Origin of the sequence: Halobacteriovorax sp. JY17 (assembly GCF_002753895.1) — a bacterium.
Classification (GTDB): Bacteria; Bdellovibrionota; Bacteriovoracia; order Bacteriovoracales; family Bacteriovoracaceae; genus Halobacteriovorax.
Genome location: NZ_NJER01000003.1, coordinates 367,608 through 380,972, shown reverse-complemented (window position 1 = coordinate 380,972; position 13,365 = coordinate 367,608). Strand labels below are relative to the sequence as shown.

At 36.1% G+C, this 13,365-nt stretch carries 12 protein-coding genes; all 12 read left to right on the top strand.

The features are described 5' to 3' along the window. Positions 1-311 precede the first annotated feature (311 nt). The 12 genes from CES88_RS14225 (at position 312) to CES88_RS14170 (ending at position 13,364) form a co-directional block, all read left to right on the top strand. Entirely contained in the window at positions 312-1,358 is a 1,047-nt protein-coding gene (locus CES88_RS14225; RefSeq protein WP_290735743.1) for an AMP nucleosidase, read from the top strand. Positions 1,359-1,381: 23 nt separating this feature from the next. Beyond that, entirely contained in the window at positions 1,382-2,419 is a 1,038-nt protein-coding gene (locus CES88_RS14220) for a rod shape-determining protein (protein WP_290735740.1), read from the top strand. Between the two features lie 25 nt (positions 2,420-2,444). Then, the gene (locus CES88_RS14215) at positions 2,445-3,290 is read left to right on the top strand and encodes a hypothetical protein (RefSeq protein ID WP_290735737.1); all 846 of its coding nucleotides are present in this window, start codon (positions 2,445-2,447) and stop codon (positions 3,288-3,290) included. A gap of 3 nt (positions 3,291-3,293) precedes the next feature. Beyond that, positions 3,294-4,085, top strand: a complete 792-nt coding sequence (locus tag CES88_RS14210; protein ID WP_290735734.1) for a hypothetical protein — start codon at positions 3,294-3,296, stop codon at positions 4,083-4,085. Then, entirely contained in the window at positions 4,085-4,996 is a 912-nt protein-coding gene (locus CES88_RS14205; RefSeq protein ID WP_290735731.1) for an ABC transporter permease, read from the top strand. Before CES88_RS14210 ends, CES88_RS14205 begins: the two co-directional genes overlap by 1 nt. A gap of 13 nt (positions 4,997-5,009) precedes the next feature. Continuing rightward, the gene (locus tag CES88_RS14200) at positions 5,010-5,834 is read left to right on the top strand and encodes an ABC transporter permease (protein WP_290735728.1); all 825 of its coding nucleotides are present in this window, start codon (positions 5,010-5,012) and stop codon (positions 5,832-5,834) included. Positions 5,835-5,900: 66 nt separating this feature from the next. Further along, positions 5,901-6,977 (top strand): beta-N-acetylhexosaminidase, encoded by a 1,077-nt coding sequence (nagZ, locus tag CES88_RS14195; RefSeq protein ID WP_290735725.1) that lies wholly within the window; start codon positions 5,901-5,903, stop codon positions 6,975-6,977. Between the two features lie 83 nt (positions 6,978-7,060). Next, positions 7,061-8,275, top strand: coding sequence for a type II secretion system F family protein (locus CES88_RS14190; RefSeq protein ID WP_290735723.1), 1,215 nt, complete (start codon positions 7,061-7,063; stop codon positions 8,273-8,275). Further along, positions 8,275-8,622, top strand: a complete 348-nt coding sequence (locus CES88_RS14185; protein WP_290735721.1) for a DUF192 domain-containing protein — start codon at positions 8,275-8,277, stop codon at positions 8,620-8,622. Before CES88_RS14190 ends, CES88_RS14185 begins: the two co-directional genes overlap by 1 nt. Next, a complete protein-coding gene (locus CES88_RS14180) occupies positions 8,610-10,166 on the top strand; it encodes an FHA domain-containing protein (RefSeq protein ID WP_290735718.1) in 1,557 nt (518 codons plus the stop codon). The genes CES88_RS14185 and CES88_RS14180 overlap by 13 nt, the downstream gene beginning before the upstream one ends. Beyond that, entirely contained in the window at positions 10,163-11,152 is a 990-nt protein-coding gene (locus CES88_RS14175; protein WP_290735715.1) for an FHA domain-containing protein, read from the top strand. Before CES88_RS14180 ends, CES88_RS14175 begins: the two co-directional genes overlap by 4 nt. Next, positions 11,133-13,364, top strand: a complete 2,232-nt coding sequence (locus CES88_RS14170; protein WP_290735712.1) for an FHA domain-containing protein — start codon at positions 11,133-11,135, stop codon at positions 13,362-13,364. The genes CES88_RS14175 and CES88_RS14170 overlap by 20 nt, the downstream gene beginning before the upstream one ends. Position 13,365 lies beyond the last annotated feature (1 nt).

Here is a 13,365-nt window from a genome sequence, read left to right as displayed (position 1 = left end):
TTAAGGATTCTAGCTTTTTTCTTCGCTTGACCTTTTCTTTGCTTCATTTTTGTAACTGTTCTCTTTCTACCCATTCCCATGAGATATCCTTTTGCTATGTGTTATCTTTGATTTAAGTTTCCCCATACTAAGAAAAATGACCCACTCTGACAAGCAAAAATTCAAATAGCTACTCAATCTGTGGCCCTTGGCGTCAATGAGGGCTTTATTTGCTTTTATGGGGATTTTAGTCACTTAGGTGTTGTCAATAAAAAGGGCCAAGTGGTACATTTTATTATTGTATTTTTTTAATTAAAAAGGATTTTACGACTATGGCCGTCAAAGGAAAGACAGCGAAAAAAACCACTAAGTCCGCAGTGAAGAAGAAAAAGGTTACAAAAAAGAAAACTTCTTCAAAGAGTTCAGTGAGTTCTAAGCTAAAGAAAAGCAAAAAGGCGAGTACTTTAAAAGTTAAGTCTTCTGCAAGTAGTGAGTTAGCGGCATCGGTAGATCCGTACGCACTCGTACGTTTGTCGACAAAGCGTCAAGTAAACTCTGTTGAAGAGAAGAAGGCTAAACTTCGCGCCAGAAGAATTCACTGGAATAAAGAAAAAGAAAAAATCGCAATTGATATGCTTGAAAGATATACAGGGCATGATCTTAAAGATTTTCAACAACAAATAATTCTTACGAATTTTCATTACTACATTGAGAGATTCAATGTTCTCTTAGATGATGCTAAGTATACAAAAGGTTCAGCCTTTAAAGCTTCATCGTCAAAGAAAGCTCAAGTGACGATTATTGAATTTGGTGTTGGCTCTGCTATGGCAGCTCTAATCGGAGAGCTCGTTTCCGTGGTAAATCCAAAGGCCGTTTTATTTCTAGGACTCGCTGGTTCTGTGCACCCATCACTAAAGGTTGGAGACTTTGTTCTTCCAATTGCTTCTGTTAGAGCAGAGGGTGTTTCGGATCACTTCTTACCTCCTCAAGTTCCAGCTCTCCCAACTTTTAAAGTACAAAAATTTGTTTCTCAGATTTTAGTAGAGCACGGGCATGATTATAGAACTGGTACAATTCATTCAACTGATTTTAGATTCTGGGAATTTGATGATCGCTTCAAGCAGAACTTAATTGAAGAAAGAGTCTTGGCCGTTGAGATGGAAACAGCCGCGCTTTTTACTGCTTGTTTCGTAAGTAAGGTTAATATCGGAGCATTACTTCTTATTTCAGATTGCCCTATGAAGAAGGGTGGAATTAAAACAAAGAGCTCTGCAAAAGAAGTATTTAAAAAGTATACAGACATTCACATCGAACTCGGAATAGAGGCTATGGCCGATATTGCAGAAAGAGGTGAGAAAGTTAGACATTATAATTGGTAAAATAAATAAATAAGGACTTCATAATGTTCAAGAAATTTTTAGATTGGTTTTCAAATGATTTAGCGATTGACTTAGGTACTGCAAATTGTCTTGTCTATGCAAAGGATAGAGGAATAATTGTAAATGAGCCTTCTGTTGTAGCTGTTCATCAAGGTATGAAAGGCGTTAATAAAGTTTTAGCTGTTGGTAAAGAAGCTAAGGAAATGCTTGGACGTACTCCTGGAAGCATTAAGGCAATCAGACCAATGAGAGACGGTGTAATTTCTGACTTTGAAGTTACTCAAGCAATGCTAAAATACTTCATTCAAAAATCCTTAACAGGGTCGAAGCTAATTAAGCCTAGAATTATAATCTGTATTCCATTTGGTATTACTCAGGTTGAAAAGAGAGCTGTTAAAGAATCTGCCGAACAGGCAGGGGCTAGAGAAGTTTATTTAATTGAAGAGCCGATGGCCGCAGCTATCGGAGCGGGACTTCCAATTACAGAGCCTTCTGGAAATATGATTGTTGACATCGGTGGTGGAACGACTGAAGTTGCTGTTATTTCTCTTGGTGGAATTGTTTATTCTCAATCTGTTAGAGTTGCTGGAGATAAATTCGACGAAGCGATTACATCTTATATTAAGAAAAAATATTCTTTACTCGTTGGTGAGAGAACAGCTGAAGCAATTAAGATGTCAATTGGGAATGCATACCCATTTGACGACGAAGTAAAAACTTATGAAGTTAAAGGTCGTGACTTAATTGCTGGAGCTCCAAAAATTATCGAAGTTACTTCAGATGAAATTAGAGATGCTCTTGCAGACCCTATTGCAGAAGTTGTTGAAGCTATTAAAGTGTCTCTAGAAAAAACACCTCCTGAGCTTGCTGCTGACATTGTTGATAACGGTATCATTCTAGCTGGTGGTGGTTCATTACTTGCAAACTTAGATGTACTTATTAAAGAGAAGACAGGTTTACCAGTTTCTTTAGCTGAAGATCCTCTTACTTGTGTGGTTAGAGGTTGTGGAAAGGCTTTAGAGTCTATTCACCTACTAAGACAGGTGGCAACACTTTCGTAAAACTTTAAATGAAGAGGTGGCTTTCATGGCGGAAAGCTCTAAGGAAAAGTTCACAGGATTGAACGTATCGGAAATCACTTCAAAGATTTCCAGTTTTATAAATGGTGAAAAACCAATTAGAGTTTGGAGTAAGGGCGAGGAGCCCGTACTTGCTTTTGTTAGAAATTATGAAAAGCAAGTACTCACTCTGGATATTTCAAATTCTCTAATTGAGTCTCATCAATTCTCAAGCAGAGTCTTTGTTAATTTTTCTTATAATAATGTTGATTACTTTGCAAAAGGTGATCTGATCTCAGATGAAAATGGAAGAGTTCTCATCAATCTGGGTGAAGATGTTTTTAAGAGCGAAAAAAGATCTAATGAAAGATTACTAACGTTTCCTCATCACCAAGTTTACGCTTATTTCAAAGTATTCTCTGATGAAAATTCAAGCAATATAATTTCTCTAAATAGGTTTAATGAAGCCCCTTCTGGTGCTTTAGATAGTTTTGTGTCTGAGAGAATGAAAAGTATTGTAAATGATCATGATGGAATTTCTGAACTTATGGGATTTCGTATTTTAGATATTTCAAGTAATGGTCTTTCATTTTGTGCAAATAATAGAGAAACGGGGTACTTTGTAGGTTTAGAAGACGATGGAGATGTTGAATTCACTCTTATGTTTGAAGAGAAGCCATACTCTCTTAGATGTGCTGAAATCGTTTATATTGTCGATTATGTAAATGCTAGAGCATCAAAAATTCCTATGAAGAAAATCGGCGTACACTTTAACGAAAATGAAGAATTAAAGAATCATTTATTAAATTTTATGGACTCTTCTGGTGTATTTAGAGAAGTCGATAAGAATATTGAATCTTTTCTAGCGGATTAAAATATGGTGAAAATATTTCTTTTAATAAGTCTTATGTTTATAAGTTCCTGTGCTTATTTTAAAAGTATTGGTGTCTCTGATTTGTTCTCCTCTAGCGATAGTTCTGGTGCAGGTAATACAGATAAAGTATCTAAAACCTTTCAGCTTTCTGATAAAGCTGGAAAGTTCCTAGTAGAAAGAGAGAAAGGCTTTAATAAAGGCAAGAATCAATTTATTGTAAAAAAATCAGTTAAGGCCAGCGGTGACTCTAAAGAGCTTGAGAAGCTAATAGTAATATCAAAACTAGGAAGTTTAAAAAAGAACTTAACTATTTTAAAGCCTGAAGTTTCAGAGTATAGCGTTTGGTTTGAAGGAAAGAAGTACGTCTCTAGAATGCAAGTCAATCCAACAAATAAATCTATGGAAGTTCGAATGTCATCTCCTGAAAAGCAATGGCAAGGAAAGAGAGTTTTTCCATTTCCTAAGACTCTTGGTATTTTCTGTTATTTTTCTCAAATTACAGAGTGTGCAAGGGCGACTGGATTTATAGATAAGGCGATCAAAAGAGATGGCGGCTCAATGAAGGTGGTCATTATTTGGGAAGGATATCCATACTTTCAAGAGCAGTACTTAAATATACCTAATTCTGTTTTCACAGAGGGAACATTTGAATATGACGGTCGAAACGAAAGTGGGGAAAGGCGATTCACTTTAAAAGTAGGTAATCAATCTATCTTTTACTTCCTTGATAAGAATAAAGAATTAATGAAGAAGTTTTGGGTTTCTCAAGGACTTTCAATGGTGGAGATTAATTAATGGAAAAATCAGTTCGAAAGCTAGCCTATTCATTCTTTACTATGTTCATCGCCGTGAGTGCAATATTTATCGTATTAAGAGCAACACCTGGAGATCCTGTAGAGAAAGTCCTAGGAGCAGAAGCAAAACCAGAAGAGATTGTAAAATATAGACAACAACTTGGTTTAGATCAACCTATTATTATTCAGTATAAGAATTATCTGGTTGGTGTTGTTACCGGAAATATGGGGGAGAGTCTTTTTAAGAAAAAAGAAGTAAAAACTTTGATTGGAAAACATATGGGACCAACAGTAATTCTCGCATTCATTTCAGTTGGCTGTGCAATGTGCTTAGGAACAATGTTAGGAATATGGGCAGGCTTTAAGAGGTCTGGTTTCTTTGATAATACTTCAAGAATTATTTCTCTTTTATTTCTCTCTTTTCCTATTTTCTCTCTAGCTCCAATTCTTGTTTATATTTTTTCAGTAAAAATGGGAGTTCTTCCTGTATCGGAGTGGGGTGGATTAAAGCATATGGTACTTCCACTAGTAACATTAATTATTCCTTTGAGTGCTGTTTTGATGAGAGTTTCTAGAAACAAACTCCTTGAAGAAGCAGGTGAGCCTTGGGTTCAAGTTTTAAAATCAAAAGGTATGAACGATTTACAAGTACTATTTAGACTAACTAAAGTCTGTCTTCCGACTATTTTAAATGTTGTCGCCATTCAGCTCTCTGTTGTCTTGGCCGGAACAATGATTACAGAAACAATTTTTGATATACCAGGAATGGGTATGCTCCTTTTTGAGGGAATTCAAAATAGAGATTATCCAGTCGTGCAAGGAGTAATTATTTACTCAACAGTAATTTATATGAGTGTTTATTTCATAGTGGATTTCTTAAATACAAAAATAGATCCAAGGATTCAGGTTTAATATGTCTAGAAAGATGAATAAAGAAATTAAAATTGGTACATTTCTCCTATCATCTTATCTGATTTGGGCGCTTGTCTGGATTATTTATAGTTATTTTATAAGAGGTTCGCTTACAAGCCCTTATTTTCCACTTACAGATATGACGCAAGAATTAGTTAGCCCGGGAAATAATGGTTTCATTCTTGGAACAGATATATATGGACGTTCAGTTATTGAAATTCTTTCCGCAGGTCTTGCCTATAGTTTAGGAGTATCACTTCTAGTAAGTTTAACTTCTGCAACGATTGGAATTATTATTGGTTACCTTTCTGTAACAGGAAGCAATTTCGTAAAGATTGGAAGTGATCTCATCATTAACTTGATTTTTATTTTTCCAAGTATATTAATTGCAATTATGGTGATGTCGGTAACTGGTCAGTCATTTTGGGGGCTAGTCTTTGCTCTGGTGATCACAGGGTGGCCAGGCTATGCGAGAATTGCTCGTGGTGAAACGATGAGAGTGATGAATCTAACTTATGTAGAGAGTGCTAGAGCGGTAGGAGTTACAGAAACAAGACTCTTTTCAAGAGTTATTGTTCCTGCAATTCTTCCTCTTATGATGGTACATATTGTACTAGGAGTAAGTGGAGTTATCATAAGTGAAGCAGCTCTTGGATTTCTAGGTCTTGGTGGATCAGAGTATTCATGGGGAGCAATGTTATCAATAGCAAAAACAGTCTTACTTGAAGCACCTTATATGGTGATCACTCTTTCTGCGGTAATGGCGGGATTGATTATTGGGTTAAATTTATTAGGCGATGGACTTAGAGATTATCTCGATCCAAGAAAATCTTTTTAAGTGAATAAGTTTCACTGATTCCTAATAACTGTAAAATACTATATGATAGACCATAAAGGTGGAAGCATGAGTAAATTAGGACAATTAATAATTACTGGTATTTCTGGACCATCTCTTCTTGATGAGGAGAGAGAGTTCTTAGAAAAAGAAAATATTGCAGGAGTGATCCTCTTCTCAAATAACTATGAATCACCTGCTCAGCTTGCAGAATTAGTAAACCAAATTCAAACAACTAGAAAAGAGTATCCATTATTTATTTGCGTAGATAATGAAGGTGGAAGAGTCTTTAGATTTAAAACAGGTTTTACTAAGGTCCCTTCTATGATGGAGCTTGGAAGCCTAAATTCACCTAAAACTGTTTTTGAATGTAGTCAAATTATGGCCAAGGAACTTAAAGCCTGTGGAGTAAATTTAAACTTAGCTCCTGTTTGCGATATTGTAAATAATGAGCAAAATAAAGTTATTGGAGATAGGGCCTTTGGAAAAACTGCAGAAGAAGTCTCTAAATATATTTCTTCTGTAATAAGAGGTTTGCAAACAAGTGATATTCTTTCATGTGCGAAGCACTTTCCTGGACACGGTTGTACAACAAAAGATTCACACTTTGATTTGCCAATTATAAAGAAACCATTAAATGAAATAAGAAAGGAAGAATTTCTTCCCTTCACAAAGGCCATTAAATCTAGGGTTGAATTTGTCATGATGGCACATGTGATTGTTGAGGAAATAAATCCAGATCTTCCAACATCTCTTTGTCCTGAGGCCTATGAAATTCTTAGGGAAGAGCTTCGGTACACAAAGCTGATAATATCTGATGATATGCAGATGAAAGCAATTGCAGATAGGTATTCATATGAAGAAGCTGCTGTGATGGCGATTAATGCAGGAGCAGATATAATTGAGTATAAAGATATGGAATTTGCTAGAAAAGCATTAAATGGACTTAAGCAAGCTCAAAAGAATCAGGAATTAAAAAATGAAACAATTCTAGATCGTCATAGCCGAGTCATGAATTGCAAAGAAAGAAACTTGAAAGAGTATACACCAATTTATATTCCAGAAATCAGCAAGCATGTAGGAACTCCTGCCAGCACGACTTATATCGAAGAGATTAAAAAGAAAATTGAAGAGATTAAAGCTTAAGCTCTTTTGTCGACTACTTTAAATTGGATGCTTTTTTTGCCTGTGAGCATCCTATTTACATCCTTTTGATATCCTATACTTAGATGAAAAAATGGGGATATCATATCATTTTACTTGTACTGACAATTTTAACGCTCTTTGCGCCAACGCAAACTCTCGCTCAAACTGCGCGCTATGAGAATCTCTCTTCAAGAGAGTTAGTGCAACTGTTGAATGAAGAGTGTGAGCGTGGACAAATGGCTAACTGCTATGAAGCTGGCCAGATGTATATGGGGGCGGAAAGTGAGGCATCAAAGTCAAAAGGGCGAAAGCTTATCCAAAAGTCCTGTCAGGGTGGACATGAAAATGCTTGTGAATTCTTAAAGGGTGGACTTGCTAGAGATACGGGTTCTGACTTACTCTTCTACTCATCAATAGGTTTAATAGGTCTTGCTGTCTATCTTGTAACGATTATGATGTTTCAAGATGAGGAAGAATTTAAAGCCTCTGAAAAACTAGAAGAGGGAGGAAAGAAGAGTGGACCAACTGAGAACTATGGAATTGTTCTTCGTTATTCGAAGCCATTCTTTAAGAGGTATGTAACCCCCATAGTTTCGACTATGAAATCCAAGAAGAAAATTAAGGACAAGTATAAGAGAAAATTAGCCTCTTCAGGATTAACGGATGTTTTAAGCCCTGAAGATTTCTTTTCATTTAAGATATTTCTCATTGTTGGATTTCCTATTGTTTTCTTTGGAGTCAGAGTTTTCTTAGAAGAAGATTGGCCATTAAGTATGATTCCAATAATTGCAGCAGTAGGATTTGTTTACCCAGATATTTGGATAAAAGGAAGAATTCAAATGAGGCAGAAGGAAGTCATTATGGCGATGCCTTTCTGTGTGGATATGCTTGCTCTTTCAGTTGAAGCAGGACTAGATTTTGTTGCAGCTATGACAAAAGTTGTTGAAAAGGCAAAGAAGACAGCTCTTTCTGAAGAATTTGAAACTATGATTAAAGAAATTCGAATTGGTGCAAGTAGGGCAGAGGCCCTAAGAAATCTTGCTTGGAGAATTGATTTAATTCAAACCTCGTCGTTTTGTGCAACATTGATTGCGGCAGACTCTGTAGGGGCATCAATAGGTCCTATCTTAAAAGCTCTATCATTAGAGATTAGGCAGAAGAAATCATCAGAGGTTGAAAAAGCAGGAGCAACAGCAGCTACGAAAATTCTCTTCCCGATGTTATTTCTTATTGTTCCAGCAGTTTTTATTGTTGTCGCGGCTCCAATTATTTTGGAACTTGTTACGGGACCTAAATAATGAGTATGCAAGTAAAGTTTAAAGAGATTGTTCTCTGCGAAGAATTAAAAATAGCAGATGACTTTTTTTCAAGACTAATAGGCTTAATGTTTAAAAAGAAGATGATTGGATTTGATGGGCTCCTTATTAAACAGTGCAATTCGATTCATACTTTCTTTATGAGATATGCGCTCGATATAGTTTTCTTAAATAAGGAAATGAAGGTTGTTAAAGTCATTGAAAATATTAAGCCCTGGAGAATGACATTAATGTACCTTAAATCCTCGCAGGTATTAGAGCTGAAGAGTGGAACTTTAAATAATAGATTAAAGAAAGAAGATCAATTGGAAATAGTATGTATAAATTAGTTGTCGTAGGTGGAAAGCTTAGAGGGCAGGAGTTTGAACTTCATGATGGAGAAAATATTCTCGGGCGCAGTGATGAATGCGATATTAACTTTCCTGTAAATGGTGTTTCAAAGAAGCATATGGCGGTATCAGTAACAAAAGATGCAGCTTACTTACAAGACTTAGGAAGTTCAAATGGAACATTTCTAAACGGTAAGATTATTAAAAGAGCAACAGTTAAGAATGGCGATAAGATAGCTCTTCCTGATTCAATTTTACAAGTCGTTTATGTTGCTGAAAAAAAGATTGTTATAAAGAAGAGAGCGCAAGAAGAAGAGGAAGATGTTGACTTCATGTTGGATACACCTCCGGCTCCTCAGGCTCTTCCTGCCAAAGTCATATGGGCATTTAAGTATAAATTAATGCCTGTCTTTCACGGTGTAAATGAAGAGTATGAGTGGAGAGTTTTGTTTGGAATACTCTTGGCAATTTTGAGTGTTATTACAATTACGCTTACTATTTTTCCTGTGATTCAAAGTAGCAAGAGAACTCTTCTCCTTGAAACGGCGGAGCGTGGGGCCCACTATGCAGAAGAAATTGCAAGAACGAATGCAAGAGCTCTAGAAGCAAAGAATTTAGATCAGCTTAATACAGCTTTTATGAATAGTATTAAAGATGTAACGAGTTACGATCTTTTTGAACTCGATGGAAGAATTGTAAGACCTCTAGTCAGAATGAATAGTTATATTACCGATACCCACTCAATCAAAGTTAAGGAATGGGCACAAAAGACTAGAACAGAGGAAAATATTTACAAGAAGAGACTTGATGGTGGAGAGATTGGTATTGGTAAAAAAATTATGGCCTTTAATCCAAAGACGGGGCAGACAGAGCCTGTTGGGGTTATTGCAATTAGGTTTAGCCCTAAATCTCTAGCAGTAGAGAGTCAGGAAAGTACAAAGGCTTATCTTGAAGCTTTGATGACTTCCTTCTTAGTTGCAATCGTTTTCTTTTCAATTGTTTATTATTTAACAATAAAACCTTTAGATGAAATGAAGTATCAAATTGAAGAAGCTTTGAGAGGTAAGAGGCGAAATCTAGAAAGTCGTTTTCTTTTTAGTGAAATGAATACTCTTAGATCTTCCGTAAACTCTATTCTTCAAAGGAATAGAGAGCTTCAAAATGAAGAGATGGATAGTGAGTTTGCAGAAATGGAAGGAGATGAAGGGTATGTCTCGACATTAAAGGAATTCATGAGAGGATCTGGGGTGGCCGTACTCGTCTTAGATTCAGAAAAAAATGTACAAGCAATTAATAATGAAGCGGAAGATATAACAGGTATAAGAGAGTCAAGTGCTCAAGGTATGAATATATCTGATGTTTCGAGAGAGAAAGGTTTTGCTGGGACAGTGATCGAGTTATGCGACAACTCGGCCAACAATGGGGGAACTAACCAAGAAGGTGAATATGATCTCCAAGGGAACGCCTATGCTATTCATGTTGCGAGTTTACTTGGTAAAGATAACTTTGCGAAAGCATATTATATAACATTTGTGAGAGTATGAAGAATCAGGATATACGATTAACAAGAGACTTAAAAAAGCCTGAGGCTGCAGGAACTCACTTTAGAGTTCTTTGTATGACTGGGAAAAATAAAGGTCTTGTTTATTATCTTAGAGGAAAGAGGTTTGTCCTTGGGCGAACAGATTCTGCAGATATCCAAGTACTTGATGCTAAAAGTTCAAGAGAGCATGCTGAATTAACAAAGTTTGGTGAAACCTATATTGTGACAGATTTGGGTTCTCAAAATGGAATAATTGTTAATGATTTAAAGGTTAGTCAACATCAGCTTGATGATGGAGATAAAATTATTATTGGGCAAACAGTCTTTAAATTTAATGTCATTGTCGTTGAAAATGAGCTTGAGGTTTACGACGAAGACAGTGATGAAGAAGACGATGAAGATGAAGAAGAAGAGGAAAAGAAGCCCAAGGGGAAAAAGGCAAAAGAGGAAGCCGCTGCAAAAAAGAAGAAGTTAATTTATGGACTTGTTGGAATTGCTCTACTCTTTGTTTTCTTAGATGGGGGGGAAGAAAAAAAGCCTCCTGTTAAGAAGGCTCCAGTAATAGAAAAGGAAGATAAATCTCTAGCAGCAGCATTAAGAGACAGGAATAAGAGCTATGATCAAGAGACGGAAGAAAAGATTGGTGTAATCCTTCATCGTGGCTTTAGAGAACTTAGAGAGAAAAATTATATGCGCGCCATTGAAGAATTTAGCCTCGCACTAATTCTAAGTCCTAACCATGGTCGAGCAAGTGCATATTTAGAAAAATCAAAAATGCTCCTAGATGAAGAAGTGAAAAGCCAATTCAATAAAGCCAAGAGAGAGATCGACTCTTTAAAGTTTAAAAAGTCGGTGAGAATTTATTGTTCCATACTTAGATATCTTCAAGAAAGACCTGAAGATGAGAGATATAAAAGAGCTCAAAAAGAAATTGATGTAATTGTACAAGAGCAGGGATTGAGGGCAGATGAAGTTAAATGTTTCTAAAAATAACATATCTGTTGGTGAGTTTGACTTAACGAGTGAACTTACAATGGCCGGGCAAGGATTAAGTTTTCTTGTTGGGCGCTCACAGGAGTGTCATGTTCTATTGGATGATAAAATGGTCTCCAGAGAGCATGCTCAACTTGATTACAATGGTCAAGGTTGGAGCATTAAGCAAATTTCTGAGTTCGGAAAAATCTTAGTTAACGGAAATATGATTCAAGAATCACCTTTAAATAATGGGGATATGATAACGATTGGCCCATTTTCAATTATTTGCTTTGTAAATCAAATTAATCAAACCTCTTCAGAAGAACCAGTTTCAATGACTGAAACAATCGCTCTGAGTAGCTCTGACGAAATAGAAGATTTAGGAAGTGATGAACTCGCACCTCTAGATACAAATGGTGAAGAAAACGAAGAAATCATAGTCGAAGAAGATACTGCTGAAAATGGAGGAACTTCTTCAATTGGTGAGAGTACATCATTTTTTTCTGGACAAAATAATGACGTAGAATTTCCTGAGGATAACGATGGTACGGAATCCTTTGGCGAAGGATCTCTTGAAGAAGGCAATGAGTACGGCGAAGAATATGATGATGAGTATGGGCTAGATGATGATTATGAAGAAGACGATAAGACGCAAGTTTTACAATCATTTGCTTCTTTCTTTTTAGAGCTTTTTGGAGAGAATGCTCCTTATGATAGATACAATGTTGAGGATCAAGAAGTTATAATTGGGCGAGATCCTGCGAAATGTCAGATAGTTCTAAATGATCCAGAAGTCTCTTCAACACATGCTAAGCTTAAGAAGAATAATATCACTTGTATGCTCGAAGATATGCAGTCTGGAAATGGAACTCTCTTAAATGGAGAGAGAGTTAATCAGGCCGTTCTAACAAATAATGATGAATTTATTATTGGGTCGACTACTTTTACATTTAGAGTAGGCTCTGACTTTCTGGAGAAAGAGAAAGATCGTTTAATGCCTGTCGAAGAAAACCAAATCGTAGAAGTCGAAGAGGTTATTGAAGTTTCTGCAGATTATGAAGGCGATGATGATGTCGTCGAAATTGATGGAGATGGATTTGGAGCTACTCAAGATACTGGTCCAAAATCCCTTTTTTCAAAAGAAGCGTTAAAAGATCCTGCTCAGAGGAAGAAAATCATTTATATTGTTGTTGGTCTTCTTCTGGCTCTTGTATTTTTAACAGATGATCCTGTTCCAGAAGAAAGCGCTAAAAATAAGAAGAAGAATGAGAACCTTGCAAATGCACCGAAGAAAACTCTAAATACGCCGAAAATTCAGCTAAAGCCTGAGCAATTAGAGTTTGTTGAATCGCAATACTTACTCTCTCAAGATTTGCTTGCAAGTGGAAAGTATGAGCAGGCCTTAATTGAAATTGAAAGATTAAGACAAGTGATTCCAGAATATAAAAACTCTAATCAAATTTACAATAATGCCAAAGAAGGTCTTGCTCGTATTGAAGAAGCTGAGAGAAAGAAAAGAGAAGAGATTAGAAAAGCAGAGTTAAAAGTTAAAATTGCAAAACTTCTAGAGAAGGCAAAGGAAGCTGTAAAAGAAAGGCAAGAGACTTATGCTAGATCTCTTTTTCAAGAAATACTTAGTTTAGATCCTGAAAATTATGATGTTCCACAATTAAAGTTAGAGCTAGATGAGTGGAGAAAAGAGCAGGATAGAATTTCTGTTGAAAAAGCTCAGAGAGAAGCTGAAAGAAATAGACAAGAAACAGCTCTAGAGCCAGGTAAGTCTTTTTATTTAAAGGGTGAGTGGCATAGTGCCATGTTGAAGCTTGAAATATTCTTGAAGTTACAGGGAATGGATGAAGACCTTGTTAAAAGCGCAACCGAAATGCTGAACGAATCAAAGGAAAATCTTAATAATATAGTTGGCCCTCTTCTTGGTAAGGCCAGATCTTTAAATGAAGGTCAAGACTTAAAGGGTGCCTATGAAACTTACAATAAAATATTAGAATTTGATCCAACTAATAAAGAAGCTTTAAATGAAATGGATCAAATTAGAGATAGGCTTACTCTTAGATCAAAGAGAATTTTTAGAGAAGCAATTATTGCAGAATCTCTGAGTCTCTTTAATGAAGCAAAAGAGAAATTTCAGGAGGTTCAACAAGTGTCTCCTATGGATAGTGAGTATTATTTGAAAGCGACAGAAAAGCTTAAAGATTATTTGGAGTAGA